This window comes from Streptomyces sp. Root431, from assembly GCF_001426585.1.
Lineage (GTDB): Bacteria > Actinomycetota > Actinomycetes > Streptomycetales > Streptomycetaceae > Streptomyces > Streptomyces stackebrandtii.
On the sequence record NZ_LMEI01000009.1, the window covers coordinates 592,920 to 618,546 of the forward strand.

General features: G+C 73.5%; 23 protein-coding genes. 8 read left to right on the plus strand and 15 right to left on the minus strand.

The window, feature by feature from the left end:
* Positions 1-144: 144 nt before the first annotated feature.
* Positions 145-1,002: an aminoglycoside phosphotransferase family protein gene (locus tag ASC82_RS16215; RefSeq protein WP_056647893.1), complete on the plus strand. Its 858-nt coding sequence runs from the start codon at positions 145-147 to the stop codon at positions 1,000-1,002.
* A gap of 47 nt (positions 1,003-1,049) precedes the next feature.
* A complete protein-coding gene (locus tag ASC82_RS16220) occupies positions 1,050-1,880 on the plus strand; it encodes an alpha/beta hydrolase (RefSeq protein WP_056648624.1) in 831 nt (276 codons plus the stop codon).
* 59 nt (positions 1,881-1,939) lie between these two features.
* On the opposite strand, the gene ASC82_RS16225 is transcribed toward ASC82_RS16220, so the two are convergent.
* The 4 genes from ASC82_RS16225 to ASC82_RS16240 all read right to left on the minus strand — a co-directional run bounded on the left by ASC82_RS16225 (position 1,940) and on the right by ASC82_RS16240 (position 6,375).
* A complete protein-coding gene (locus ASC82_RS16225) occupies positions 1,940-2,665 on the minus strand; it encodes a 3'-5' exonuclease (protein WP_056647896.1) in 726 nt (241 codons plus the stop codon).
* An 87-nt stretch (positions 2,666-2,752) separates the two neighbouring features.
* A complete protein-coding gene (locus ASC82_RS16230; RefSeq protein WP_056647899.1) occupies positions 2,753-4,057 on the minus strand; it encodes an SAV2148 family HEPN domain-containing protein in 1,305 nt (434 codons plus the stop codon).
* Positions 4,058-4,161: 104 nt separating this feature from the next.
* The gene (locus ASC82_RS16235; RefSeq protein ID WP_056647902.1) at positions 4,162-5,484 is read right to left on the minus strand and encodes a copper amine oxidase; all 1,323 of its coding nucleotides are present in this window, start codon (positions 5,482-5,484) and stop codon (positions 4,162-4,164) included.
* A gap of 57 nt (positions 5,485-5,541) precedes the next feature.
* Entirely contained in the window at positions 5,542-6,375 is an 834-nt protein-coding gene (locus ASC82_RS16240) for a hypothetical protein (RefSeq protein ID WP_056647905.1), read from the minus strand.
* A 189-nt stretch (positions 6,376-6,564) separates the two neighbouring features.
* Here ASC82_RS16240 and glgX point away from each other — a divergent pair, with 189 nt between their 5' ends.
* Positions 6,565-8,685 (plus strand): glycogen debranching protein GlgX, encoded by a 2,121-nt coding sequence (gene glgX / locus ASC82_RS16245; RefSeq protein WP_056647908.1) that lies wholly within the window; start codon positions 6,565-6,567, stop codon positions 8,683-8,685.
* On the opposite strand, the gene ASC82_RS16250 is transcribed toward glgX, so the two are convergent.
* The gene (locus tag ASC82_RS16250; RefSeq protein ID WP_056648626.1) at positions 8,654-9,874 is read right to left on the minus strand and encodes an MFS transporter; all 1,221 of its coding nucleotides are present in this window, start codon (positions 9,872-9,874) and stop codon (positions 8,654-8,656) included. The two genes, glgX and ASC82_RS16250, sit on opposite strands and share 32 nt — an antisense overlap.
* Before the next feature lie 90 nt (positions 9,875-9,964).
* Here ASC82_RS16250 and treY point away from each other — a divergent pair, with 90 nt between their 5' ends.
* Entirely contained in the window at positions 9,965-12,304 is a 2,340-nt protein-coding gene (treY, locus tag ASC82_RS16255; RefSeq protein ID WP_056647911.1) for a malto-oligosyltrehalose synthase, read from the plus strand.
* On the opposite strand, the gene ASC82_RS16260 is transcribed toward treY, so the two are convergent.
* The 3 genes from ASC82_RS16260 to ASC82_RS16270 all read right to left on the minus strand — a co-directional run bounded on the left by ASC82_RS16260 (position 12,305) and on the right by ASC82_RS16270 (position 14,968).
* On the minus strand, positions 12,305-12,790 hold the full coding sequence (locus ASC82_RS16260) for a hypothetical protein (RefSeq protein ID WP_056647914.1): 486 nt from the start codon (positions 12,788-12,790) through the stop codon (positions 12,305-12,307). It abuts the gene before it with no gap.
* A gap of 206 nt (positions 12,791-12,996) precedes the next feature.
* Positions 12,997-13,977 (minus strand): cytochrome P450, encoded by a 981-nt coding sequence (locus ASC82_RS16265; protein WP_242427669.1) that lies wholly within the window; start codon positions 13,975-13,977, stop codon positions 12,997-12,999.
* Between the two features lie 442 nt (positions 13,978-14,419).
* Entirely contained in the window at positions 14,420-14,968 is a 549-nt protein-coding gene (locus tag ASC82_RS16270; protein ID WP_024755047.1) for a DUF1707 and FHA domain-containing protein, read from the minus strand.
* A 133-nt stretch (positions 14,969-15,101) separates the two neighbouring features.
* On the opposite strand from ASC82_RS16270, the gene ASC82_RS16275 reads away from it, so the two are divergent.
* Complete coding sequence (locus tag ASC82_RS16275) at positions 15,102-16,100, plus strand: GNAT family N-acetyltransferase (protein WP_056647918.1); 999 nt, start codon at positions 15,102-15,104, stop codon at positions 16,098-16,100.
* Between the two features lie 61 nt (positions 16,101-16,161).
* Positions 16,162-17,913 (plus strand): malto-oligosyltrehalose trehalohydrolase, encoded by a 1,752-nt coding sequence (gene treZ / locus ASC82_RS16280; protein WP_056648628.1) that lies wholly within the window; start codon positions 16,162-16,164, stop codon positions 17,911-17,913.
* Positions 17,914-18,059: 146 nt separating this feature from the next.
* Here the strand turns inward: treZ and ASC82_RS16285 are convergent, their stop codons facing one another.
* The 4 genes from ASC82_RS16285 to ASC82_RS16300 form a co-directional block, all read right to left on the minus strand.
* On the minus strand, positions 18,060-19,208 hold the full coding sequence (locus tag ASC82_RS16285; protein WP_056648631.1) for an aminopeptidase P family protein: 1,149 nt from the start codon (positions 19,206-19,208) through the stop codon (positions 18,060-18,062).
* Between the two features lie 76 nt (positions 19,209-19,284).
* Complete coding sequence (locus ASC82_RS16290) at positions 19,285-20,244, minus strand: hypothetical protein (protein ID WP_056647920.1); 960 nt, start codon at positions 20,242-20,244, stop codon at positions 19,285-19,287.
* 49 nt (positions 20,245-20,293) lie between these two features.
* Entirely contained in the window at positions 20,294-21,259 is a 966-nt protein-coding gene (locus ASC82_RS16295; protein WP_079039286.1) for a LysR family transcriptional regulator, read from the minus strand.
* Positions 21,260-21,266: 7 nt separating this feature from the next.
* Positions 21,267-21,791, minus strand: a complete 525-nt coding sequence (locus tag ASC82_RS16300; protein WP_056647924.1) for a tetratricopeptide repeat protein — start codon at positions 21,789-21,791, stop codon at positions 21,267-21,269.
* A gap of 96 nt (positions 21,792-21,887) precedes the next feature.
* On the opposite strand from ASC82_RS16300, the gene ASC82_RS16305 reads away from it, so the two are divergent.
* The gene (locus tag ASC82_RS16305; RefSeq protein WP_056648633.1) at positions 21,888-22,634 is read left to right on the plus strand and encodes a CTP synthase; all 747 of its coding nucleotides are present in this window, start codon (positions 21,888-21,890) and stop codon (positions 22,632-22,634) included.
* 70 nt (positions 22,635-22,704) lie between these two features.
* On the opposite strand, the gene ASC82_RS16310 is transcribed toward ASC82_RS16305, so the two are convergent.
* Positions 22,705-23,253 (minus strand): YcxB family protein, encoded by a 549-nt coding sequence (locus ASC82_RS16310; RefSeq protein WP_056647927.1) that lies wholly within the window; start codon positions 23,251-23,253, stop codon positions 22,705-22,707.
* Positions 23,254-23,275: 22 nt separating this feature from the next.
* The gene (locus ASC82_RS16315) at positions 23,276-23,914 is read right to left on the minus strand and encodes a nucleoside/nucleotide kinase family protein (RefSeq protein ID WP_056648634.1); all 639 of its coding nucleotides are present in this window, start codon (positions 23,912-23,914) and stop codon (positions 23,276-23,278) included.
* 158 nt (positions 23,915-24,072) lie between these two features.
* Here ASC82_RS16315 and ASC82_RS16320 point away from each other — a divergent pair, with 158 nt between their 5' ends.
* Positions 24,073-24,495: a VOC family protein gene (locus ASC82_RS16320; RefSeq protein ID WP_056647930.1), complete on the plus strand. Its 423-nt coding sequence runs from the start codon at positions 24,073-24,075 to the stop codon at positions 24,493-24,495.
* A 99-nt stretch (positions 24,496-24,594) separates the two neighbouring features.
* Here the strand turns inward: ASC82_RS16320 and ASC82_RS16325 are convergent, their stop codons facing one another.
* Positions 24,595-25,437, minus strand: a complete 843-nt coding sequence (locus ASC82_RS16325; protein WP_056647933.1) for an aldo/keto reductase — start codon at positions 25,435-25,437, stop codon at positions 24,595-24,597.
* Positions 25,438-25,627 lie beyond the last annotated feature (190 nt).

Here is a 25,627-nt window from a genome sequence, read left to right on the forward strand (position 1 = left end):
CGATCCGACCCCCGTCTGCCCGCTGCCGCCGCCGGTGGGAACCCCGTCATGGTCCTGACGGGTCGTGGGGCCGTCAAGGCGACCAGCGCGGGCACCTGGCCTGATGCGAGACTTTGGCTCAAACGCACAGGTAGGGAGAGGTCGATGGACGAGGCGCGGGCGCGGGAGATCCTGGCCGGGGCGGGGCTGCCGGTCGCGGAGGCGCGGCTGCTGGCCCTCGGGGAGAACGCGGTCTTCGCCGTGGGCGACCTGGTGGTGAAGGTCGGCAGGGACGCCGAGCTGTTCGAGCGGGCCGAGCGGGAGGTGGCGCTCGCCGCCTGGCTCGCCGGGGAGGGGGTCCCGGCTCCCCGGGCGGCCGAGGAGAAGCCGCGGCTCGTCGACGGGCACCCGGTCACCTTCTGGCACCGGTTGCCCGATGCGGTCCGGCCCGCGGAGCCCCGCGATCTGGCCCCGCTGCTGCGGGCCGTGCACGCGCTGCCCGAGCCTGCGGGGTTCGCGCTGCCCCGGCGTGAGCTGCTCGGCGGAGTCGAGCGGTGGCTGCGGCTCGCGGGCGAGGCGATCGATCCGGCGGACGCGGACTTCCTCCGGGAGCGGCGCGACGCCTTCGCCCCCGCGGCGGCCGCGCTCACCCCGCATCTGACGCCGGGCCCGATCCATGGCGACGCCCTCCCGCGGAACGTGCTCGTCGGCCCGGACGGCCCGGTCCTCATGGACCTGGAGACCTTCTCCTCCGACCTGCGCGAGCACGACCTCGTGGTGCTCGCCCTCTCCCGGGACCGGTACGGGCTCGATCCGGCCGCCTACGACGCCTTCACGGAGGCGTACGGCTGGGACGTCCGCGCGTGGGAGGGGTGCGCCGTGCTGCGGGGCGCGCGGGAGACCGCGAGCTGCGCGTGGGTGGCGCAGCACGCGCCGGCGAACCCGAAGGCGCTGGCCGAATTCGAGCGGCGGGTCGCCTCGCTGCGGGACGGCGACCCGGAGGTCCGCTGGTACCCGTTCTGACATCATGTTGCCCGTCGAACCGGCCGGTAACGAACGGGGTGTTGAAGATGCGGGTGGATCTTTCGGACGTCACGCTGGACGTCGGGGTGAGCGGTGACGGCCCCGCGGTGCTGCTGGTGCACGGCTTCCCGGACTCGGGCGATCTCTGGCGCCACCAGGTCGCCGCGCTCACGGCGGCGGGCTTCCAGTGCGTCGTTCCCACCCTGCGGGGCTTCGGCGCCTCCGACCGTCCCGAGGGCGGCCCGGAGGCCTACCACCCCGCGAAGCACGTCGGCGACCTGGTCGAGCTCCTGGCCCGGCTCGACCTGGACCGGGTCCATCTGGTGGGCCACGACTGGGGTTCGGGCATCGCCCAGGGCCTGGCCCAGTTCTTCCCGGACCGGGTGCGGAGCCTGAGCATCCTGTCGGTGGGGCATCTGGCGTCGATCCGGTCCGCGGGCTGGGAGCAGAGGCAGCGCTCCTGGTACATGCTGCTGTTCCAGCTGGGCGGGCTCGCCGAGGACTGGCTGGCGCGGGACGACTTCGCGAACCTGCGGGAGATGCTGGGCGAGCACCCGGACGCGGAGGCCGTGATCGAGCCGCTGCGCGCGCCGGGCGCGCTGACGGCGGCGCTGGACATCTACCGCTCGGGCATCCCGGCGGAGGTCCAGTTCGGCGCCGACGTACCGGCGGTCCCTCTGCCGGAGTCCGTGCCGGTGATGGGCGTGTGGTCGACGGGCGACCGTTTCCTCACCGAGCGGTCGATGGAGGGGTCGGCCGAGTACGTCGCCGGCAGCTGGCGCTACGAGCGGGTCGAGGAAGCGGGCCACTGGCTCCAGCTGGACCAGCCGGAGAAGGTGAACGAGCTGCTGCTCTCCTTCCTCAAGGAGAACTCCTAGGGGCCCTCCCGGGATACCTCCTGGGATACCTCTTGGCCGGAGACGCCCTGCCCGGTGTCTCAGCCCGCCGCCACGACCGCCGGGCGCAGGGGCCAGGTGGACTCGACGACCGCTTCCGGGTCTCCCTTGCGGCGCAGGAAGGCCTGGAAGTCCTCGGCCCAGACGCGGTACCAGGAGATCTGCCGCTCGTGGAGTTCGGCCGGGTCGAGCTCGGCCACCTGCCGGTGCCGCTCGGCTATCGCGACGGCGACCCGGACGGCGGCGAGTGCGTCGGCCGCGGCCTGGTGGGCGGCTTCGAGGACGACGCCGTACTCCCCGCAGACCGCCTCCAGGGTCCGCTTGCCGCGCCGGTAGCGGTCGACGGCGCGGTCGATGGTGTACGGGTCGACGACCGGTCCGATGTCGACGCCGCCGAGCCGCTCGCTCAGCGAGGGCAGTCCGTGGCGGCGCAGCTCGGCGGAGAGGAGCGTGAGGTCGAACGAGGCGTTGTACGCCACGATCGGGACGCCGTCCTCCCAGTACGCGGCGAGGGTCCTCGCGATCTCGTCGGCGACCTCGCGCACGGGCCGGCCCTCGGCCGCCGCGCGCTCGGTGCTGATGCCGTGGATCGCGGAGGCCTGCTCCGGGATGCGGATGCCCGGGTCGGCGAGCCAGTCCCGTCGTCGTACGACGTCTCCCCCACCGTCGACCTCGATGATCGAGGCCGTGACGATACGGGCCTCCAGCGGATCGGTGCCGGTCGTCTCCAGGTCGAAGCCGACCAGCGTGTCGCCGTGCCAGGCCATCGGGTCCTCCTTACGTGATCTCCCCCGTGGTGGTGACCACCCTCGCACGCACCACTGACAACGCCTCCGGCGGCGGTCGGTGACCGGTCAGGAGACCGGTCGGGAGTCGAGCCAGACCGACTCGAATTCCTCCCGGTATGTCTCGAAAAGTCCGTGTTCGCCGTCGCCGCCCTGCTGGCCGTGGCGCACGACACTCCGGCCGCCGCCGCGCAGGACGAGCACCGGGGCCTCCATGCCGCGGGCCTTGCGCAGATAGGACTGCACGACGCCCACCCCGTCCGGGCCGTCGCCGTCCACCAGGTACGCGGTGAAGCGGGGGGTCTCGTCGAAGACGTGGATCTGGAAGGCGCCCGGGTCGCGCAGCTTGGAGCGGACCCGGCGCATGTGCAGGATGTTCATCTCGACCGAGCGGCTGAGCTCGCCCTTCTTGAGGCCCAGTTCACGCTCGCGCCGCTTGACGGCGCTGCTCGCCGGATTGAGGAAGAGCAGCCGCGTCCGGCAGCCGGACTCCGCGAGCCGGACCATGCGGCGCCCGGAGAAGTTCTGCACGAGCAGGTTCAGGCCTATGCCGGTCGCGTCGAGGCGGCGGGCCCCGCCGAAGAGGTCCTCGGCGGGCAGCTGCCTCTGGAGCCGCACCCGGTCGGGATGGACGGAGACCACGTCCGCGTACCGGTCGCCGACGAGGTCCTCGACCGCGTCCACGGGCAGCCGGTCGGCGGAGGGCACGCCGGCCCCGCTGCCGAGGATCTCCAGGAGCCGCGCCGACGCCCGCTCGGACTGGGCGAGGACGGTCAGCGACAGCGCCCGGTTGCGGGAGACGACGTTGCGCGTCACCTCCAGCTCGTCCAGGGCGAGTTCGACCTCGCGCCGGTCGTCGAAGTAGGGCTCGAAGCAGGGCCAGTGCTGCACCATGAGCTCGCGCAGCTGCGGCAGGGTGAGGAAGCTCAGCACGTTGTCGTCGGCCGGGTCGAGGAGATAGCCCTTGCGCCGCGAGACCTCGCGCACGGCGACGGCCCGCTGGACCCACTCCTGGCCGGCGGGACCGGCCGCGGCCACGACCCACTCCTCGCCGTGCACGGGTTCGTACACGGGCCGGAGGACGGCCGCGACCACGGCCCGCAGCCGCTGCTCGACCAGGTTCAGCCAGATGTAGGCGCGCCCGGCGCGCTGGGCGCGGGTGCGCACCTCGCCCCAGGCCTCGGCGCCCCAGTCGAGCTCGGCGCCGATCTCCACGGGCTGGGCGACGGTGACCGTCCCGGGCGGGACGACGATCCCCGGCGGGACCGTCGCACCGGGCGGGACGCCACCGCCGGGCGGCACCTCGGCGGCGTCGGCCGGGCCCCCCTCGCGACCCGCGTCACCTGGGGGCAGCTCCAGACCTCCCGAGCTCACCCGCGCACCGCCTTCTGCTCCTGGAAGCCCGTCACTCCGACAACGATCAAGGAAGGGTACTCCGCGAGCGGGAGGCGGTGCAGCAGGATCGTCAGGCTCCTTGCTCAACTGCCCAGATCGGGCTGCCCGTTCTCGGAGGCGAGATCGGACGGAGTGAGCGGATTCATAGCGGTTACGTCCCTCGGCGCGAGCTGGAAGCCCTGCCAGTGGACCGGCATCGGCTGCTGGTCCTCGTCCCGGGCGATGTGGTGGAACCCGATGTTGACCCACACGGACGGTTTGGTCAGAGTCTCACCGTTGACCCATTTGTCCACGCTGTCACCGGCGTTGGTCCCGCAGTTGCCGATGTTGTTGCTCGCGAACTGCTCGCAGGCGCGCGACTGGGTGAAGTACACGTCGTGCTTGGTGAAGCCGCGGCCGGCGTGGGTGTTGGTGTGGCCGGGCACGATCTCGTACGAGCGGGCGTGGCCGTCGGCGTTCTTGCCGGTGCCGCTGACCACGCGCCACCAGCGCATGTTCCTGGCGTCGCCGGCGAGCTCCTTGGTGACGGCGGTGCGCTTGGTCTTCACGGTCGGTCCGCCGCCGTTGACGGGCGCGGTGACGGTGGAGTCGAACTGCTCGATCCGGTCCTTGGTGCCGTCGAGACCGAAGTCGAGCTTCCAGAAGACGTTGTGGGCGTGGCTGGTGGCGTAGGCGCGGGCGCCCTTGCCGATGGGCCAGCCGCGGCCGTCGGTGGCGTTGTAGTCGACGGGCGAAAGGCTGCCGGTGGCACCGACGTTGGCGCCGATGGTGCCGTCGGCGGAGAAGCGCCACTCCGAGATGTACTCGTACCAGCCGACCTTGTTCACGGTGTAGACGAGCAGGTCCTTGCCCTGCACCTGGTACACCTGGCCGCCGGCGTCGGCGGCCATGCGGTACGCGTGGCCGCGCGCCCTGGTCGTGGTGCAGAGACCCTTGACCTGGCCGACCTCGGGCACCTTGACGGTGGAGATGGTGCCGCCCGGGCACTCGGCGGGCTTGAGGTTCTGCAGGCCCCAGCCGAAGCCGGCGCCGGTGAGGTCGTCGTACTCGGCGGCGCCGTCGTCGTACGGGACGTGGATCTGGGCGAGCCGGGCGCTGGTGAGGACCCGGATGGGTGCGGCGGCGCCGGGCGGCTGGTAGGTGACGTTGTCGAGCGTGAGCCCGGCGTCGGTGTTGTAGCGCCAGCACATGTTCCAGACGGCGCCGCCCTCGAGCTTCTGCGTGATCTTGTACGCGGAGGAGCAGGTGGGCTGGACGGGCGGGCGCGTCGGGGCGGTCGGCAGGGGCGTCGGCGGGCGGGGCACGGCCGTCGCGGGTGCCGTGGCGGCCGTGGCGGTGCCGAGCAGGACGGCCGCGGTCAGGACGGCGCCCCTTCTGCGGGTGCGCGGGGTTCGCTGCGTGGACATGGGAACGTACTCCCTCGTACGGAGATCGTGGAAGGCGGGAACCGGGTGCGGCGGTGGTCAGCCGACGCGCGTGACGGTCCTCGCGGAGAGGTCGACGATGAGGTTCCGGGTGTTGATCCAGGCCCCGTTGAGGACCTTGGTGACGAGCCGGACGCAGCGGTGCTTGCCGCAGTCGGCGAGCTGCGCGGGCACGTTCGCCTCGCGGTAGGGGCGGTAGACGTCGCCGTTGAACCACAGCTGCTCGGTGGAGGTCAGCTGCTTGCCCGTGGCGTCCTTGTAGTCCTCCTTGACGCCCTTGCCGAGGGGGCTCGCGAGGATCAGTTCCAGGGCCTCCCGCAGCTCCTCGGGGTGGGCGGAGGGCTGGACCCCGCGCTGCGCCGCGGACCGCTCGACCTTGCCCGTGCCGAGGTTGACGGTCCGGGTGACGAGCTCGTCCTTCGCGTAGTCGTAGAAGCGGACCTCGGCGCGGCGCGCGCCGTCCCCCGGCACCGGGTCGGCGAGCAGGGTGCCCAGGTGCTGCGGGCCCCGTCCGCCCTCGACGTTCTCCTGGGCGGCGGCGGCCGGCGGGGTCAGCGCCAGCTGCTCGGCCCGGGCGAGCTCGTCGTCCGTGAGCGGGTCGGAGCCCAGGCCCTTCTCCCCCTCGGCCGCGGCCGGTGCCACGGTCGCCGGCGGCGGCGCGGAGCCTGCCGCCTGGTTCCCCGTACCGGCTTCCCCCGCGCCGGCCTGGGCCCCGGCGTCCCCCTGGCCGGTCGCTCCGGCCGCTCCGGTCCCTGCCGACGCACCGGCGGACCCCGCGGTCCCGGCGGTTCCGGCAGGCCCCGCCACCCCGTTCGCTCCCGCCGAGCCCGGGAGGCTGATCGCGACCGCGACGGCGGTTCCCGTCACCGCCATGGCCGCTCCGGCCACCACCTTCCCCAGGTGGCGGCGCGCTATTTCGTACACACTTCCCCCTCATTCCCCCTCTTGATGTGCGGTCACCCGGTAGGACGGGGCGAAGTCCTAGGAGGTTGCGCCTCTTTCGGGCAGGATCTGGCCGGAGAACATCCCCTAAACCCGGACAGAAGAGGAAGAGTCGTATCCATGCAAGTCTGGCCGGGACAGGCGTATCCCCTGGGCGCCACCTATGACGGAGCGGGAACCAACTTCGCGGTCTTCTCGGAGGCCGCCCACAGGATCGAGCTGTGTCTGCTCCACGACGACGGCTCGGAGACGGCGGTGGAGCTGCGCGAGACGGACGCCTTCGTCCGGCACGCCTATCTGCCGGGCGTGATGCCCGGTCAGCGGTACGGGTTCCGGGTCCACGGCCCGTACGCCCCCGAGCGCGGGCTCCGCTGCAACGCCGCCAAGCTGCTGCTCGATCCCTACGCGCGGGCGGTGTCGGGGCAGGTCCGCTGGGGCGAGGCGGTGTACGGCTACCCCTTCGGGCGGCCGGACGCGCGCAACGACCTCGACTCCGCCCCGGACACGATGACCTCGGTCGTCGTCAATCCGTACTTCGACTGGGGCGACGACCGGCGCCCGCGCACCGAGTACCACCACACCGTGATCTACGAGGCCCATGTGAAGGGCCTGACGATGCTCCACCCGGACCTTCCGGAGGAGCTGCGCGGTACGTACGCGGGGCTCGCGCACCCGTCGGTGATCGGACACCTGAAGGAACTGGGCGTCACCGCGTTGGAGCTGATGCCCGTTCACCAGTTCGTGAACGACCACCGCCTGGTGGACGCGGGGCTCTCGAACTACTGGGGCTACAACACGATCGGCTTCTTCGCCCCGCACAACGCCTACGCGTCCTGGGGCGACCGGGGCCAGCAGGTCCTGGAATTCAAGTCGGCGGTCCGGGCCCTGCACCAGGCGGGCATCGAGGTCATCCTCGACGTCGTCTACAACCACACCGCCGAGGGCAACCACCTGGGCCCGACGCTCTCCATGCGCGGCCTGGACAACCCCTCGTACTACCGGCTCGCGGACGATCCCCGGTACTACATGGACACCACGGGCACGGGGAACTCGCTGCTCATGCGTTCCCCGCACGTGCTCCAGCTGATCATGGACAGCCTGCGGTACTGGGTGACCGAGATGCACGTGGACGGCTTCCGCTTCGACCTGGCGGCCACCCTGGCCCGGCAGTTCCACGAGGTGGACCGGCTCTCCTCGTTCTTCGACCTCGTGCAGCAGGACCCGGTGGTGAGCCAGGTGAAGCTGATCGCCGAGCCCTGGGACGTGGGCGAGGGCGGCTACCAGGTGGGCAACTTCCCGCCGCTGTGGACCGAGTGGAACGGCAAGTACCGGGACTGCGTACGGGACTTGTGGCGTGGCGAGCCCCGGACGCTCGCCGAGTTCGCCTCCCGGCTCACCGGCTCGTCGGACCTCTACCAGGACGACGGGCGGCGCCCGCTCGCCTCGGTCAACTTCGTGACCTGCCACGACGGCTTCACCCTCCGCGACCTCGTCTCGTACAACGAGAAGCGCAACGAGGCCAACGGCGAGGGCAATCGGGACGGCGAGAGCTACAACCGCTCGTGGAACTGCGGCGAGGAGGGCGACACGGAGGACGTCGGCATCACCGAGCTGCGCGCCCGCCAGATGCGCAACTTCCTTGCCACGCTGATGCTTTCGCAGGGCGTGCCGATGCTGAGTCACGGTGACGAGTTCGGGCGGACGCAGGGAGGCAACAACAACGCGTACTGCCAGGACAACGAGGTGTCCTGGGTGCGGTGGCCGAAGGAGAACAGCGAGGCGGAGGCCACGCTGCTGCGTTTCACCCGGTCGATGGTGCGGCTGCGGCGGGAGCATCCGGTCTTCCGGCGGCGCCGCTTCTTCCACGGGCGGCCGGTGGAGGGCACGCACGACGAGCTCACCGACATCGCCTGGTTCACGCCCGAGGGCGAGGAGATGACCTCCCGGGACTGGCAGGCCGCGCACGCCCAGGCGTTGACGGTCTTCCTCAACGGGAACGCCATCTCGGAGCCGGGGACGCAGGGCGAGCGGATCGCCGACGACTCCTTCCTGATGATGTTCAACGCCTCCGCGAAGGAGCTGGAGTTCGTCGTCCCGGACAGCCACGGCCGCTACTGGCGGATGGTGGTGGACACCTCCGACCCGGAGGGCATGCCGCCGCAGGAGGGGCCGGAGCTCGCCGGGGGCGAGCGGGTGACGCTCGCGCCGCTCAGTCTGACCGTGCTGCGACGGCCGGCCTGACCTCCCGTACGGGAGCGTCCGCCCGCACCGTCCAGGAGAGCAGCGCACAGGCCACGGCCGCGCCCACCGCCACCGCGAAGGCGGCGGGCGCGCCGTGGCCCTCGGCGAGCCGCCCGGAGAGGGCGAGGGCGAGGGCCTGGCCGCCGACGATCCCGCTGGTGAGGAAGGCCATGGACTCGGCGAGCCGAGCGGCAGGCACGGTCCGCTCGGTGAGCCCGAAGACCGTGATCAGGTGCGGGGCGTAGGCGGCGCCGAGGACGACCACGACCGCGTACAGCGCGCCGAGGGAGCCGACGAAGAGCAGCGGTACGGAGAGGACGACGAGCCCGGCGGTGGCCGCGCGCCAGCGGGTGGTGAGCCCGATGCGGGCGGGCACGGCGGCGAGCGAGAGGCCGACGGCGGCGCTCATCACGCCCATCGCCGCGTAGACGAGTCCTGCCTGGGCGGGCGCGCCGAGCTTCTCGGTGAGCGCGGTGATCCCGGCCTGGGACGCGCCGAACATGGCGCCCTGGAGGACCATCGTGCCGCGCAGCGCGTACGCGGACCGGGGCAGCCGCGCCCGCTCGGCCGCGTCCGTACGAGTGGCCGTGCCGGCGCTCGTGCGGGCCGTGGGGTGCAGGGCGAAGGCGGAGCCGCAGACGACGAGGAGCAGCGCGGCCGTGAGGAGCGCGGCGGCGGGGTGGGCGAGGGCGGCGGCGAGGCCGACGAAGGCCGGGCCGAGGACGAAGGAGACCTCGTCGAGGGTGCCCTCGAAGGAGAGCACCGCTCCGACGAGCCGTTCGTCGCAGCCGTCGGAGCGGCGGGCGAGGGCCACGGAGCGGGTCCTCGCGAGCGGCCCGATCTGGGGGACGGTGGCCCCGGCGAGCGCGCCGAGGAGCATCAGCCAGCCGGTGGCCGCGTGGGCGAGGGCGGCGAGGACCAGGGCGGTGACGGCGACGGCGTTGGCGAGGGAGGCGGCGAGGACGACTCCGCGCTGGCCGTGTCGGTCGGCGAGGCGGCCGATGACCGGTCCGGCGACGGTCTGCCCGGCCGCGAGCGCGCCGCCGGCGAGCCCCGCCGTGGCGAGCGAACCGCTGGTCTCGGCGACCAGGAGCAGGCTGCCGAGCTGACACATGGCGGTGGGGAGCCGGCCGAGGAAGGAGACGACGGGGAGGACCGGTCCGAGCAGGGCCAGCGTGTCGCGATACATCCGGAGCATCACGCGACCGTAACGCGATGCACACGAACGAGTGCATGAGGCGATGACACAGAAGCCCTCGTGCGGGGTACGTACGTTCGCATGACCTCCCTCCCGGCCCTTTCCGCGCTCCCCACCGCCACCTACCGGCTCCAGCTCCAGCCGGATTTCCCGTTCGCCGCGGCCGAGCGGGCCGTGCCGCACCTCGCCGGGCTCGGTGTCTCGCACCTCCACCTCTCCCCCGTCCTGGAGGCGGTGCCGGGCTCGACGCACGGCTACGACGTCACCGACCACCGGTCCGTACGGGCCGAGCTGGGCGGCGAGGAGGGGCTGCGGGCCCTGGCGGCGACCGCGCGGGCGCACGGTCTCGGCCTGGTCGTGGACCTGGTCCCGAACCACATGGCGGCCTCCCCCCGGCACAACCACGCGCTGCGTTCGGTGCTCCGCGAGGGACCGGACTCGCCGTACGCGCGCTGGTTCGACGTCGACTGGCCGGCCAGGGACGGCCGACTGCTGCTGCCGGTGCTGCCCGCGCGGCTTCCGGAGGTACGGGACCGGCTGCGGATCTCGGGCGGGGCGCTCCACCTCGACGGGCAGGAGTTCCCGCTGCGGGCGGGCACGGAGGGGCTGCCGCTCGACGAGCTGCTCGACGCCCAGTGGTACCGGCTCGGCTGGTGGAGGCTGGCCCGCACCGAGCTCAACTACCGCCGCTTCTTCACCATTTCGGATCTCATCGGGGTGCGGGTGGAGGACCCCGAGGTGTTCGCGGCGACCCACGCGAAGATCGTGGAGCTGGTCGCGGACGGGGTGATCGAGGGGCTGCGCATCGACCACCCGGACGGACTCGCCGATCCGCAGGGGTACTTGGAGGACCTGGCGGCGGCGACCGGCGGCGGCTGCTGGACGGTGGTGGAGAAGATCCTCACGGGAGCGGAGTCCCTGCCCGCCGCCTGGCCGGTCGCCGGGACCACCGGGTACGACGCCCTCCGGCACGTCGACGGGGTGTTCACCGATCCGGTGGGGGCCGACGAACTGGCCGATCTGTACCGGGATTTCGTGGGCAAGGCCGGGGACAGGGGCGGCCGCTGGGAGGAGACCGAGCGGCGCGCGGCGTACGAGGTGGTGAGCCACGACCTGGCCGCCGAGACCGCGGCGCTGACCCGGATCGCGGAGCGGATCTGCGCCGCCGATCCCGCGCTGCGGGACCACGCGCCCTGGGCGCTGCGCACCGCGATCCGCGAGCTGCTCGTCCGGGTGCCGGTCTACCGCGCCTACCGGACCGGCGGCGAGGAGGTCCTGACCCCGGAGGCGGCGCGGGGCGCGAAGGCGGCGTTCGCGGTGCCGGAGGAGGCCTCGGCCGTCGATCTCGTGCGCCAGTTGGCGCTCGGCACGCTGGGAGACGGCCCCGAACACCGGTCGTTCCGGGCCCGGTTCGCCCAGACCTCCTCGGCGCTGCGGGCCAAGTCGGTCGAGGACACGGCCTTCTACCGGTACACGCCGCTTCTCTCGGCGAACGAGGTCGGCGGGGACGCGGGGCGCCCGGCGGTGTCGGTGGAGGAGTTCCACGCGTACGCCCGGCGGATCGCCCGGGACTGGCCCGGCACCGGCACCGTCCTGTCCACGCACGACACGAAACGCAGCGCCGACGTGCGGGCGGCGATCGCGGTGCTCGCCCAGTGCCCGCAGGTGTGGGCGGAACTCCTCACGGAGGTCGCGGGGGTGCCGGCGCCCGATCCGCACGTGGCGTGGACGGCCTGGCAGACCGCCTTCGGATTCGGTACCCCGGACCCGGAGCGGCTGGGCCCGGCGATCCTCAAGTCCGTGCGGGAGGCGGGACTCCGGACGAGCTGGACCGAACCCGACGCGGAGTACGAGCGGGCGGTGACGGAGTTCACGGCGGCCGGGCCCGGCCGGATCCCGCTCCGGGCGGCCTCGGAGGCGGCCTTCGCCCTGGAACCGCACATCCGGGCGCACGCGCTCGGCGCGATGCTCGTCCAGCTGACGATGCCGGGGGTGCCGGAGCTGTACCAGAACACGGAGCGGGAGTACCGGGCGCTGGTCGACCCGGACAACCGGGCCCCGTTCGCGGTCGGGCCGGACGACGACCGTACGGCCCTGGTCCGGGCGGCGCTGCGGCTGCGCCGCGAGCGCCCGGAGGCCTTCGGCGCCAGGGGGGCGTACGCCCCGCTCACGGCCGAGGGCCCGGCCGCCGCCCACTGCCTGGCCTTCAGCCGCTCCGACCAGGTGGTGACGGCCGTCACGCGACTCCCCCTCCGTCTCGGGGAGGCCGGCGGCTGGCAGGACACGGAACTGGTCCTGCCGGCCGGGCGCTGGGCCGATGTCCTCGACGGAGTACGGGAGTTCACCGGCGGCCCGGCGACGGAGCTCAAACTCGCGGAGCTCTTCGCGGACCGGCCGGTGGCACTGCTGGCCCGTGCGTGATCAGGAGCGGGAGGCTCGCGAGACCTCGCACTTGCGGTACTCGGAGCCGTCGCCGGTGCCCGGGTACGGGGCGGTCAGTTCGACGTTCTCGGAGGCGCCCGAGGCGACCGCGATCGCGGTCTTGGTGGCGGTCACCGCGGTGACGCCGGCGCCCGTGAACTTCATCGTGACGTTGTAGTCGTAGTCCATCACGCCGTCGTTCTTGATGGTGATCCGGGCGGCGAGGTTCTTGGTGGCCGAGTCGTACTTGCACTCGCCGATGGTGATGTCGCGCGAGGCCTTGTCGGCGCTGGAGCCGCCGGGCACGGAGCCGCCGGTACCACCGGAGGTGCTGTCGTTGTCGCTGTGGCCGCTGCCGCCGGAGCTGCTGGAGCTGGAGCCGGAGCTGCTGCTGCCGCAGCCGCCGCCGTGCGAGCCGCGAGCACCGGTCAGAGCGACGACCGCGATGCCGAAGATCGCGATCGCGCGGACATGACGCATCTTCATGTTTCAATCCCCGTTGAAAGTGGTAAGAAAAAGGGCTCGTTGACGAGCGCACGTCACCCTAGCAGCGGCCAGGGAGCCCTTCGTCCCCACGGGAGGCCCGCCCGGAGACCCTCACAAATCCCACCCGAGACCCGCCCGGGCGCCCTCCGGAAGCCACGCCGATGCCCTCCGGAAGCCGCCCGGAAGCCGCGCCGATGCCCTCCGGCTCAGCCTCCGGGGCGGACGATCAGGCTCCGCGGGGCGCGGGTGATGAGTCCGGTGGCGTCGGGGCGGAAGCCGTCGGCGAGGCGCAGCCGGGGCATCGCCGTGAAGAGCGCGCGCAGGGCGTACTCGGCCTCCAGGCCGGCGAGCAGGACGGCGGGGCAGAAGCCGCTGCCGTACGTGAGCTGGCCCGGGTCGTCGCGGAACGGGTCGAAGCGGTCGGGCTCGCGGAACCGCTCCGGGTCCCGGCCCGCGGAGCCGACGAGCAGCGCGACGGACGCGCCCGCCGGGATGACGCCGCCGCTGACCCGCACTTCGGAGCGGGTGCGGCGCACGGCGATCTGCACGGGCGGGTCGCGCCGCAGCGACTCTGCCCATGCCTTGGCGACGAGCCCGGTCGGGGCGTCACGGAGGGCGGCCACCTGGTCGGGGTCGGCGAGGACGTTGCCGAGGAAGGAGGCGAGCGCTTTCTCCCGTACGGCGATCTGGCCGCCGCACTCCCCGGCGAGGGCTCCCGCCGCCCGGCCGCGCACGAGCCGCATCATGTCGCGGTAGGGCACGCCGACGGCGGCGGCGACGGTCCCCGCGGGCAGCCAGTGGCAGAAGTCGGCGACGAGGTCGGCCTGCGGGCGTTCGGCGATGCGGAGGGCGAGGACGTACGCCGTGCGTTCGGTGACGGATCTCAACTCGGCCATGTCGACGTCGACATGGGCCCGCGCGCAAGGCGGGTCGCCGGGCCGGTGGCCGTGGGTGAAGCGGGTGTCGGTGAGGGCGGTGGCGACGTCCGCGTACCGGCTGAGGACCCAGGCGCGCAGCAGCGGGTCGTACGTGAGCGGGAACTCCTCGCGCAGCGTCCGGTGGATGGCGTGCGGGTCGCGGGAGGCGCCGGGGTCGAGGGGGCTGGGCGCGACGGTCCGCCCGGTGGGCGCGAAGGGTTCGGCGGACCCATCGGGTCCCGCCGCCGTCCGGTCCACAGCGGTCCGCACCCGGCCGGCGGAACCGGCTCGCACGGGGGGCGCGCCGGTTGTCACGGTCGGGATGGCGGCGGACGCCGCGCCGGGCGTCATCGAGGGCAGCCTCGTCCAGGGGTCCCCGCCGGACTCCTCCGGCCGGTCGTTGCGTACGCCTCGGTCCGGAGCGCCACGGTCCGGAGCACCGCGCTCGGATACGCCCCGCTCCGGAGCGCCACGCTCGGGTATGCCTCGGTCCGGAGCGCCGTTCTCCCGTATGCCTCGGTCCGGAGCACCACGCTCGGGTATGCCTCGGTCCAGTGCGCCGCGGTTCGGCTCGTCGCTCATCGCGCCCCCTGTCGATCGGCGGTGGGTGCCGCGGCCGGAGATCGTGGCGCGCGTCCCCCCACCCCATCACCGGGCGGGCCGCGCGGCGCGTCACATACCGCCGAACGGGTGAGTCCGGGCGGCGGGCGGTTCAGCCGTGGGAGAGGCGGAACGACATCTGGCCGAAGCCGACCACGTCCCCGGGTCGTACGACCACCGCGCCGGTGACCCGTCGGCCGTTGACGGTCGTCCCGTTCGTCGAGCCGAGGTCGCGCAGCACCCACATCCCGCTCTGGAGCGAGAGCTCGGCGTGCAGCCGGGACGCGGTCTCGTGGCTGAGCCGCAGGCCGTTGACCGGGTCGCGGCCGATCCGCAGCGGGTGCGGGCCGGGCAGCGGCAGCAGCAGCTTCGGCAGCCGCTCGGCGCGCCAGGCGCGCCCGAGCCGTACGGTGAACGCCGACATCCGCTCCACCGCGCCGACGACCCGCCGCGTCCAGGTGCCCTCGGTCCGCAGGTCGGCGACGAGCAGGTCGAGCTCGTCCGACCGGCGGGCCTGGAGCGCGCGCTCCATCCGGTAGACGAAGGTGTCGTGGGAGAGGCGTCCTTGGGCGGCGCCCTCGCGGAGCAGCCCCAGCGCGCGGTCCCGCTCAGCGTCGGTCAGCCGAGGGGTGTTCGCCGGAAGCTCGAAGGGGGTCGTCACACTCGTGATTGTCGGCCCGGTGGGCCCGAAGTGTCCAGAAGGGCCTCCCACCTGGGAACTCGATACCGGCCGGACGAGATCGTTGCTACGGTCTGCGGTCGCCGCACCAGAACTTCCCAGGGGGAACCACGACGTGACCACGTCCTCTTCGACCGCTTCGACCAGCGCCACCGATCTCGTCATACGTCCGCTCGCCGGACCCGGGGAACTGGACCTGTTCCTCCGCCTCACGTACTCGCTCGACCACGAGCTCGCCGACGACCTCGCCACCGGCCGCCGCCTCCCCGGCTGGATGTGGGTGGCCCTCGACGGCGACCGCCTCCTCGGCCGGATCGCCTGGTGGACGAACAAGGAGGGCGCCGAGCCGCTCGCACTCGACTTCTTCGACCTCTCCCCCGAACTGACGGCGGAGCAGCGCGCGGACGTCGGCCTGCGCCTCCTGGAGACGGCGACGGCCGCGGTCGTCCCGGCGGGCACCCAGCGCCCCGAGTTCGGCCGGTTCATGCCGGCGGACTGGCGCGAGGTCCCGGAGACCCGGTCCGTCCTGGAGTCCCTCTTCGCGGTACTGGAGCGCACGGGCGCCCGTCCGCTGGTCGAGCGGCTCCGGCTGGAGTGGCGGCCCGGCACGCCCGTACCGGAGCCGAAGGGCCGTCTGGAGTTCCGGCCGGTGCGGGAGCGCGAGGACCTGGTCGCGCTGATGACGCCCGTCATGGAGGGCACGCTCGACGCCCACGGTCAGGCCGACCTGGCGTCCGGGCTCTCGGCGCGGGAGGCGGCGGAGCTGCACTACGACGAGGAGTTCGCGCACTACGCCTCGCCCTCCGAGTGGTGGCGGGTCGCGCAGCTACCGGAGAGCGGCGAGCCGGTCGGCTTCGTCGTCCCCGCGCGGAACAACTACCACCACACGATCGCGTACATCGGCGTGCTGCCCGCCCACCGCGGTCACGGCTACATCGACGACATCCTGGCGGAGGGCACCCGGATCCTGGCCGCCGCGGACGTGCCGCGGATCAGGGCGGCGACGGACCTGGGGAACGTGCCGATGGCGGCGTCCTTCGCCCGCGCGGGCTACGTCACCTTCGAGCGCGCGATCAACTACGTGTGGGACGCGCCGGGCGCGTCGGAGTCCTGACTGCCAGGATGGACCGCGTAGTCAGTCGTTGAGTGGTGGAACCGTCGACGAGGGGATGCGCGTGCTCTTCGAGGTGTGGGCGCCGAGCGCCCGTGACCAGGTGGCGCTGGAGCTGAACGGCACCGGCCACGCCCTGGAAAGGGACGCCGAGCGGGACGGCTGGTGGACCGGGGTCGTACCCGCCGAGGACGGCGACCGCTACGGCTTCGCCCTCGACGGCGGGCCCGTCCTGCCGGACCCGCGCTCGCGCCGGCTGCCCGACGGGCCCGACGGCCTGAGCGCGGTCGTCGACCACTCCGCGTACGCCTGGCGGCACGAGTCCCCCCGGCTGCGGCTGCGCAGCGCCGTCCTGTACGAGCTGCACGTCGGCACCTTCACCCCCGAGGGGACGCTCGACGCGGCGGCCGGCCGCCTCGGGGAGCTCGCGGGCCTCGGCGTCACCCATGTGGAGCTGATGCCGCTGTGCCCGTTCCCCGGGGTCCGGGGCTGGGGGTACGACGGGGTGGCACCGTGGGCGGTCCACGAGCCGTACGGGGGCCCGGAGGCGCTCAAGCGGTTCGTGGACGCGGCGCACGGTCTGGGCATGGGCGTGGTCCTGGACGTGGTGCACAACCACCTGGGCCCGTCCGGCAACCATCTCCCGTCCTTCGGGCCGTACTTCACGGACACGCACCACACTCCGTGGGGCGCGGCGGTGAACCTGGACGCGCCGGGTTCGGACGAGGTCCGGGCGTACTTCCTGGGCAGCGCGCTCGCGTGGCTGCGTGACTACCGGATCGACGGGCTGCGGCTCGACGCGGTCCACGCCCTCGCCGACACCCGGGCGCTGACCTTCCTCGAAGAACTCTGCTCCTCCGTCGACGAGTTGGCGAAGGAGCAGTCCCGCCAGCACTTCCTGGTCGCCGAGTCCGACCTCGCGGACCCGCGCACGACGACCCCGCGCACGCTCGGCGGCATCGGCGTCCACGCCCAGTGGAACGACGACTTCCACCACGCGCTGCACACGGCCCTCACCGGTGAATCCCAGGGCTACTACGGCGACTTCGCGCGGGCCCCCATGGCGGCGCTCGCCAAGACGCTCACGCACGTCTTCTTCCACGACGGCACGTACTCGACCTTCCGGAGCCGCCGCCACGGCCGCCCGGTGGACCGGGAGCGCACCCCCGCCCACCGCTTCCTGGGGTACGCGCAGACCCACGACCAGATCGGCAACCGGGCCCTGGGCGACCGCCTTTCGGCCTCCCTCTCCCCCGGCCTGCTCGCCTGCGCGGCGACGCTCGTCCTGACCGGCCCGTCCGTGCCGATGCTCTTCATGGGCGAGGAGTGGGGGGCGACCACGCCCTGGCAGTACTTCACCGACCACACCGACCCGGAGCTCGCCGAGGCCGTACGGCGGGGCAGGCGGCGGGAGTTCGCGGAGCACGGCTGGTCCGAGAACGAGGTCCCCGACCCGCAGGACCCGGCCACCCGCGACCGCTCGGTCCTCGACCGCGCCGAACGCGAACAGGACCCCCACAAGCGCCTCCTCGCCTGGCACCGCCAGCTCATCGCGCTGCGCCGCACCCTGCCGGACCTGACGGACCCGGACCTGGCGGGCGTGAAGGTCGCCTTCGACGAGGAGTCCCGCTGGCTGGTCTTCCGCCGGGGCGACCTGCGGGTCGCGGTCAACCTGGGCAAGGAGCCGGCGGTCATCCCCCTCGGCTCGAACGGCCGCGACCGGGTCCTCGCGTCCTGGGACGCGACCGAGGCCCCGGGCGCGGACGGCGTGCTGCGTCTCCCGGGCGAGTCGGCGATCGTCCTGACGGACGGCTGACGGCTGACGGCTGACGGCTGACGGCAGACGGCAGACGGCAGACGGCAGACGGCAGACGGCAGACGGCAGACGTCCCTCGACGAAAGGGGCCCGGCGACCACCGGGCCCCGGTCGAGCCGGAACCCGGTCGAGCCGGAAGCGGTGGGCTACTCGACGATCGCCATCTCGTGCGGCGTGTTGTTGAAGCGGCGGCCCGCGCCGTCCTCCGTCGCCGTCACGATGTCCTCGATGCGGACGCCGAAGCGGCCCGGGAGGTAGACGCCCGGCTCGATCGAGAAGCACATGCCGGGGACGATCGGGAGCTCCTCGCCCTCGATCATGTACGGGGGTTCGTGCGTCGTGACGCCGATGCCGTGGCCCGTGCGGTGGATGAAGTACTCGCCGTAGCCGGCGTCCGTGATGACCTTGCGGGCCGCGCGGTCGACCTCCTGGCAGGCCGCGCCCGGGCGGACCGCCTCGAAGCCGGCCTGCTGGGCCTCGCGGACGAGGTCGTGGACGCGCTGCTCCTCGTCGGTCGGTTCGCCGACGTGGACGGTACGGGTGGTGTCGGAGCCGTAGCCGTGCTTGAGGCCGCCGAAGTCGAGGACGACCATGTCGCCGCGCTCGATGGTCCGGTCGCCTGCCTCGTGGTGCGGGTTGGCGCCGTTGGGTCCGGAGCCGACGACCGTGAAGTCGACCTGGGAGTGGCCGAAGCGCATGAGGAGCGCGGCGAGGTCGGCGGCGACGTCGGTCTCCTTGCGGCCGGCGAAGCGGACCTTGAGGATCTCGCCGTACGCCTGGTCGGCGGCGGCCCCCGCCGCCGCGATCCGCGCGAGCTCGTGCGCGTCCTTGACGCCGCGGAGCATCGGCAGGGCCTCGGTGAGGGAGACGTACGAAGTACCGGGCAGGGCCTGCTGGAGGCCGAGCAGGTGCATGGCCCAGGCGTTGTCGCTGACACCGAAGCGCCCGCCGACGTCGAGCAGCGGCGCGGTCACCGCGTACGGGTCCTTGCCGTCCGTCCAGTCGCGCAGCATGAGCGCCGCCGCCCCCGTCGCCTTCTCGGCGTCGGGCGCCTCCAGGGTCGGGACGACGAGGACCGGTTCCTGGCCGGCGGCGAGGACGAGGACCGTGAGCCGCTCGGTGATCGCGGTCGGCTGGTAGCCGGTGAGGTAGACGAGGTCGGGGCCGGGCGCGACGAGTACGCCCGCGAGCCCGGCGTCCGCCGCGGACTCGGCCGCGCGGGTCATCCGGGCCCGGTAGTCGTCCGCGGTGAAGGGCGTGACCTCTTCGGCGGATGCGGTGGGAGTGCTCGGCATGGGGGGCTCCTTCTCGGCGGCAGCGGCGGCGTCGACGTACAGCATCCTGCCCTCGGCGGGGCCCCGACGCGACCGCTCAGCGGCGGTCCGGGCCCTGCGCGATGAGCCGCTCCAGGAGCTCCTGGAAGTCGTCGCCGACGACGATCCGCAGGTCGCCGCGCTCCTCGTCGTGCTCGCTGAGCTGGGTGAGGGTGCCGCCGCGCCACCAGAAGACGTACGGGCTGATGGCGCCCGGCGTGTCCTCGTACCCGGAGGCGGCGAAGGCGGCCATCGCGCCGAGCGCCGGGATGATCGAGGTGTCCCGGATGGGGTGGAAGGCGAGCTGGTGGCGGAAGGGCATGGCGACGAGCGCGCCGTGCTCGCCCAGCGGGAGGCCGGTGACGCGGCGGGCCACTCCGTCCAGGTCGAGGACGCGGCTCGCGGTGTAGAAGGAGTCGCCGAGGATGATCTCGAAGCACATGCCGTCGGCGTCCCTGACGGTCTCGTGCTCCTCCACCGGCAGCCCGCGCAGATTGCGCAGCGCCCGGTCGCGGAGCTGCGCGTGGTCGCCGAGCCGTTCGAGCGCCTCGTCGGTGAGCATCATGACGCTCTCCGGCAGGTCGAGGGCGAGGACCTCGTACAGCCCGGGGGCGACGGTCCTGGCGTAGCCGAAGGCGCCGGCGTCGATGCCGTCGCCGCTGACGACCCGGGGATAGAGCTGGGCGCGGATCTGCTCGGGCGGGAGGGTCTCCAGAGCGGACGGTCCGTCCATCGCCCGGACGACCAGGTCGACATGACGGTGGATCAGCTCGGGCCAGACGCGCGTGCCCCGGCGGTCCTGGTGGCAGACGGCGGCGAGGTTGCCGAGGCCGAACCTGCGTCCCTTGTCGTCGACGACGTGGTTCGCGTAGAGGGAGACCTCCAGGCCCAGCTCGGCGAAGGTGGTGCGGACCCGGCCGCGGAAGAGCGCGGCCTCCCGCTCCGAGAAGTACGCGAACTCGGGGTCCCTCGGTGCGTCCTCGCCGTCCCGCCTGGGTCCTCGTCGCAGCCAGCCCACGCCTGCCCGCCTTCCGTCGCCGTTGCGCCCAGGGTAGCGAGTGCGGGTGTCAGCTCTGGAGCCGTCTCGCGAACTCGGCAGCCGGACCGGCCGGTTCGCCGGATCCGGCGGGTTCGGTCCGGACCGCACCCGCGTTTCCGGCGGGTTCGGTCCGGCCGGGACCCGCGTTTCCGGCGGGTTCGGTCCGGCCGGGACCCGGGAGGAGGAGTTCGGTGCGGTGGACGAGCCGGGGTGCGACCAGGGGGACGGCGGTGGCGCCGTGGACGCCGGCCGCGACGGGGAGCGGCAGGAGTGCGAGGCCGTGCCCGGCGGCGGAGAGGGCGGCGAGGGTACGGGTGTCGGTGCCCTCGTAGCGCAGGGCCGTCCGGAAGCCCCGCCCGGCGGGTCCCGCGTGCACGGCCCGCAGCTGTTCGAGGGGGACGCCGGCGGCGGGCGCGTCGAGCCAGCGGGCGTCCACGAGGTCGTCGAGCCGGAGCCCGGTGCGCCCGGCGAGCGGGTGGCTCGCGGGCAGGACGACGGCGAGCGGCTCCTCGGCGACGCCGGTCGAGGCGAGCGGGGCGACGTCGGGCAGCCGCAGCGGGTCGCTGGGGGCGGCGATCCCGTCGACGAGCCCGGCGTCGGCCTCGCCGGTGGCGACGGCCTCCGGCACCTGCTCGCGGGGCAGGCCGCGCAGGGTGACGCCGGTGGCGGGCAGGGCGGCGAGAGTACGGGGGTGGAGGGCGAGCGGGGAGGCGGCGACGGTCAGCGTCGTGCGGGGCGCGGCGGCGAAGCGGCCGAGGTCGGCGCGGGCCGCGTCGAGGCGGAGGAGCAGCGCTCCGGCGTGTTCGAGGAGCCGGTGTCCGGCGGGCGTGGGGGCGACGGGCCGCCGGGTGAGGAGGGGCAGTCCGAGGTCGGTCTCCAGGGCGGCGATGTGCTGGGAGACGGCGGACTGGGTGTAGCCCAGCTCGCGCGCGGCCTCGGAGAAGGAGGCGAGCCGGGCGACGGTGACGTACGTACGGAGGAGGTGCGGGTCCACGAGCGGCTCAGGAGCCGTCGGGGGCGGTGAGGAGGGCGCGGGCGTAGTGGCTGAGCGAGCGGTTGTAGCGGGGCAGGAGGGGCGCGAGGGCGCCGAGGGCGAGGGAGGCGGCCTCGCGGTCGCGGCCGGTGTCGGCGAGGGCGAGGGCGAGGAAGGCGTCGACGGCGCCGGAGAGGGCCGTCTCGTCGGCGTCGAGCCGGTCGGCGGGGATGTCCCGCTCGGCGGTGAGGAGTTCGACGCTGCGGTCGGGCCGGCCGAGGTTGCGGAGGCTGCTGGCCAGCTGGATGACGGCGCGGCGGCGGCGCAGGCCGGTGAGGCCGGCGTCGAGGGCACGCCGGTAGAACTCGACGGCCTCCTCGGGCAGGCCGGTGGAGTCGTGGGCGGCGCCCTGCTCGAAGAGGGCCGCGGCGTCCCCTGCGGGCCGCTCGGCGGCGAGGGCCGCGACGAGGGCGCGGAAGTCGGCGGGCTCGTGGTCGTCGAGGCGCTCCCAGAGGGCGCTGACGCGCTGCTCCCAGGACTGATCCGTGGTCATGGAACCACCCTATCCACGACCGCATAAGCATTCGTGATGGAGAGTGCAGGAATCATCGTTGGACGTGAACGAAGGTCGCCGACCAGCATGGTCGCCATGAACGCGAACACCTCTCACCCCACCCCCCGCACGCCCCGCATCGCCCTCGTCGGCGATCGTTCCCCGCACGTCAGGTCCCACGTCCGCGTCCCCGTCCTCCTCGACGCGCTCGCCGAGCGGGACGGGCTCGCGCTCGACGCGTACTGGATCCCGACGGGGGACGCGGAGGCGCCGGGCGCCGTCAAGGGCTTCGACGCGGTGTGGGTGCTGCCGGGCAGCCCGTACGCGAGCGAGGCGGGGGCGCTGGCGGCGATCCGTACGGCCCGCGAGGACGGCATCCCCTTCCTCGGCACCTGCGGCGGCTTCCAGCACGCCCTGCTCGAGTACGCGCGGAACGTCTGCGGCCTGACCCGCGCCGCGCACGCCGAGAACGACCCGGCGGCGGACTCGGGCGACCTGCTGATCGCACCGCTCGCCTGCTCGCTCGTCGGCCACGAGGGCGTCGTCCGGGTCACCCCCGGCTCGCTCGCCGAGCGGGCCCTCGGCGCGGAGCGGACCACCGAGCGCTACCACTGCAACTACGGCCCGGACAGCCGCCACCTCGACGCCCTGGGCGCGCACGGCCTGGGCTTCACGGGCGCGGACGAGGAGGGCGGGGTCCGCATCGCGGAGCTCCCCTCGCACCCCTTCTTCCTGGCGACGCTCTTCCAGCCGGAACTCGCGGGCGACGGCACCCGCCCGCACCCCCTGATCCGCGCGCTGGCGACGGCGGCGGTCAAGCACGCGGAAGTCGCGGCCTCCTAGGGCGCGAGCGTGCGTGCCAGGCGTCGCCAGGCAGGCGGGGCTTTCGAAACACGCCCTGGGGCCGGAGCCCTCAGACGCCGGGCAGGTGACGGCTCACCACGTCGAGGAGCCGTTCCGCTTCCTCCGGGGAGCCCAGCCCGCGCTTGGGCAGCACCGCGACGAGCAGGATGTTCGGGTCGCGGCCGAGCAGCACCATGTGGTCGCGGGTCTCGCGGTAGCCGCGGAAGACCGACCAGCGGTGCTGGAGCGTCATGTGCGGGGTCTCGGTGGTGATCCCCGCCCCGTCGACGGAGGCCCGGCACTCGCCCTGCCACTCGACCGTGCGCAGCACCTGCCTGGCCTGGATGTGGGGTGTGGCCCAGATCAGGACGGCGCAGAGGGCGACGAGCGCGGTCAGGACCGTGACGGTCCCCTGGGCGGCGATCGCCAGCAGGGCCGCGCCCCCGAACACCACCGTGAAGCCCCACCGCAGCACGTGGAGGCGCCGCAGGCGCTCGCGCACGAGGACGCCCGTGAGGATGTCGGCCCGTGTCGGCCGGTACGCGAGCTCGACCGCGGCCTGCGTACCGGCCGCGCGTATTCCGTCCTGCGTGCTGCCCTGCCCTGAGTCCATGACCATGGCAGGGGATCGTACTGTCCCGCTAACTCATCCTCACGACCAGGTGGGCGCGGTCCCGACTGCGGGCCACCAGGCGGGCGTTGGCCTCGTCCGAGTCGTGGACCCAGCGCTCGGCCCCGGCCCGGTCCTTGCCGAAGCGGACGTGCCGCTCGACGAGCCGGGGGACGCGGCGGCGGTCGTCGAGGTCCAGGTACCAGACCTCGTCGAGGAGGGGCAGGGCGGCGGCCCAGGGGCCCTCGTCGTGGAGGAGGTAGTTGCCCTCGGTGACGACGAGCGGGACCTCGGGCGGGACGGGTATCGCCCCGGCTATCGGCTCCTCGAGGGAGCGGTCGAAGGCGGGGGCGTAGACGGTGGTGCCGGGTTCGGGGGCGCGGAGCCGGGCGAGGAGCGCCGTGTACCCGGCGGCGTCGAAGGTGTCCGGCGCGCCCTTCCTGCCGGCCCGGCCGAGGCGCTCCAGCTCGGCCTGCGCGAGGTGGAAGCCGTCCATAGGGACGAGGACGGCGAGTCCGTCGAGGCGGGCGACGAGCCGTGCGGCCAGCGTGGACTTGCCCGCTCCGGGCGCGCCCGCGAGGCCGAGGATCCGCCGGTGACGCGTGTCGGACCCCGGCTCGGCGAGGGCACGCGCACGTGCGGCGAGGCGCTCGAATTGTTGCGCGTCCATGCCGGGCATTCTCGCACCCCGCGCCGACCCTTCCCCGGACCCTCGTCCGACCCTCCCCGGACCCTCGTTCGCACCCTCGATCCGTCGAGGGTCGTACCTGCGACGACGCGGGTTGACGCGAGTAGATTCCTACCGCTTCCGCGTATTACGTTGGGGTAATGCCGTCCATCGCACTCGTCACCCTCGTCGTCCGTGACTACGACGAGGCCATCGCCTTCTACACCGACGCCCTCGGCTTCGACCTCGTCGAGGACACCGACCGGGGCGACGGCAGTCGCTGGGTCGTCGTCCGCCCGCGCGGCGCCGCCGGGGTCGGCGGCCTCGGGAACTCCGGCCTCCTCCTGGCCCGCGCCAAGAACGAGGCCGAGGCGGCCTCGGTCGGCAACCAGACGGGCGGCCGCGTCGGCTTCTTCCTCCACACCGAGGACTTCGCCCGCGACCACGCCCGGATGATCACGGCGGGCGTCACGTTCACGGAGGAGCCCCGCCACGAGCCGTACGGCTCGGTCGCCGTCTTCGAGGACCTCTACGGCAACCGCTGGGACCTCCTCCAGCCGGCGGAGACCGCGCCGCCCGCGTAACGCCGTGTCCGGTCCGGCCTACGCCGTGCCCGGTCCGACCTACGCCTGCTGGGTCCGCCCTACGCCTGCTGGGTCCCGCCTACGCCTGCTGGGTCCGACCTACGCCTGCCCGGGCAGGCGGTCGAGCGCGTCGAGCCGTTCGCGCTGGGCCGGTGTCAGTTCGAGGCCCGCAGCGGCCACGTTCTCCTCCAGGTGCCCGATCCGGCCCGTGCCCGGGATCGGGAGGACGACCGGTGAGCGGTCGAGGAGCCACGCGAGGGAGACCTGCGCGGGGGTGGCGCCGAGTTCGGCCGCGACGGCGTCGAGTTCGGCCGTGGGCGCCCCTCCGGCGACGGGCCGCCACGGCAGGAACGCGATTCCCGCCGCCTCGCAGGCCGCGAGGACGGGCTCGTGCTCGCGGTCGAACAGGCTGTAGCGGTTCTGCACGCTGGCGACGTCGACGATCTCCCGGGCCCGCGCGAGTTCGTCGACGGTGACCTCGGACAGCCCGATCCGGCCGACCTTGCCCTCCGCCTGGAGCTCCCCCAGAGCCCCGAGCTGCTCGGCGAGGGGCGTCCGCGGGTCGATGCGGTGCAGCTGGAGGAGCTCGATCCGCTCGACGCGAAGCCGGCAGAGGGCGTCCTCGACCTGACCGCGCAGGGCGTCCGGCCGTGCGTCGTGCTGCCACCCCTCCGGGCCGTCGGATCGCACGATGCCGACCTTGGTCGCGATGAGCAGCCCGTCGGCGTAGGGGTGCAGGGCCTCGGCGAGCAGCTCTTCGTTGGCCCCCCAGCCGTACATGTGGGCGGTGTCGATCAGCGTGACGCCGAGTTCGACGGCTCGCCGGGCCACCCGGAGGGAGGTCGCGCGCGCGGGGCCCGGCCCGGTCGGCAGGCGCATGGCGCCGAATCCGAGCCGCCGCACGCGCAGGTCCCCGCCGATGCGAAACGTGGTCGCTGTCATCCCTGGTCTCCGCCCCTCGATCAAACGGCCAGGCTAACAAGGCGGTTGGCCGTGCCCGGAGCCGAAATTCGCTGTCGCGCGGGCCGTTGTCCTCCCTACACTCGCGTCTCGGCGCACCGATCGGTGTGCCGGCCGGCACCTGACCGAGGGGGGAACGACCATGCGCACGAGCCGTAGCGCCGTCGTCGTG

What these genes read in the sequence shown, in the direction of transcription:
- ASC82_RS16215 (WP_056647893.1), top strand. Translation starts at nt 145, where the DNA reads ATGGACGAGGCGCGGGCGCGGGAGATCCTGGCCGGGGCGGGGCTGCCG.
- ASC82_RS16220 (WP_056648624.1), top strand. Translation starts at nt 1,050, where the DNA reads ATGCGGGTGGATCTTTCGGACGTCACGCTGGACGTCGGGGTGAGCGGT.
- ASC82_RS16225 (WP_056647896.1), bottom strand. Translation starts at nt 2,665, where the DNA reads ATGGCCTGGCACGGCGACACGCTGGTCGGCTTCGACCTGGAGACGACC.
- ASC82_RS16235 (WP_056647902.1), bottom strand. Translation starts at nt 5,484, where the DNA reads ATGTCCACGCAGCGAACCCCGCGCACCCGCAGAAGGGGCGCCGTCCTG.
- ASC82_RS16240 (WP_056647905.1), bottom strand. Translation starts at nt 6,375, where the DNA reads ATGGCGGTGACGGGAACCGCCGTCGCGGTCGCGATCAGCCTCCCGGGC.
- glgX (WP_056647908.1), top strand. Translation starts at nt 6,565, where the DNA reads ATGCAAGTCTGGCCGGGACAGGCGTATCCCCTGGGCGCCACCTATGAC.
- ASC82_RS16250 (WP_056648626.1), bottom strand. Translation starts at nt 9,874, where the DNA reads ATGTATCGCGACACGCTGGCCCTGCTCGGACCGGTCCTCCCCGTCGTC.
- treY (WP_056647911.1), top strand. Translation starts at nt 9,965, where the DNA reads ATGACCTCCCTCCCGGCCCTTTCCGCGCTCCCCACCGCCACCTACCGG.
- ASC82_RS16260 (WP_056647914.1), bottom strand. Translation starts at nt 12,790, where the DNA reads ATGAAGATGCGTCATGTCCGCGCGATCGCGATCTTCGGCATCGCGGTC.
- ASC82_RS16285 (WP_056648631.1), bottom strand. Translation starts at nt 19,208, where the DNA reads ATGCCGAGCACTCCCACCGCATCCGCCGAAGAGGTCACGCCCTTCACC.
- ASC82_RS16300 (WP_056647924.1), bottom strand. Translation starts at nt 21,791, where the DNA reads ATGACCACGGATCAGTCCTGGGAGCAGCGCGTCAGCGCCCTCTGGGAG.
- ASC82_RS16305 (WP_056648633.1), top strand. Translation starts at nt 21,888, where the DNA reads ATGAACGCGAACACCTCTCACCCCACCCCCCGCACGCCCCGCATCGCC.
- ASC82_RS16310 (WP_056647927.1), bottom strand. Translation starts at nt 23,253, where the DNA reads ATGGTCATGGACTCAGGGCAGGGCAGCACGCAGGACGGAATACGCGCG.
- ASC82_RS16315 (WP_056648634.1), bottom strand. Translation starts at nt 23,914, where the DNA reads ATGGACGCGCAACAATTCGAGCGCCTCGCCGCACGTGCGCGTGCCCTC.
- ASC82_RS16320 (WP_056647930.1), top strand. Translation starts at nt 24,073, where the DNA reads ATGCCGTCCATCGCACTCGTCACCCTCGTCGTCCGTGACTACGACGAG.
- ASC82_RS16325 (WP_056647933.1), bottom strand. Translation starts at nt 25,437, where the DNA reads ATGACAGCGACCACGTTTCGCATCGGCGGGGACCTGCGCGTGCGGCGG.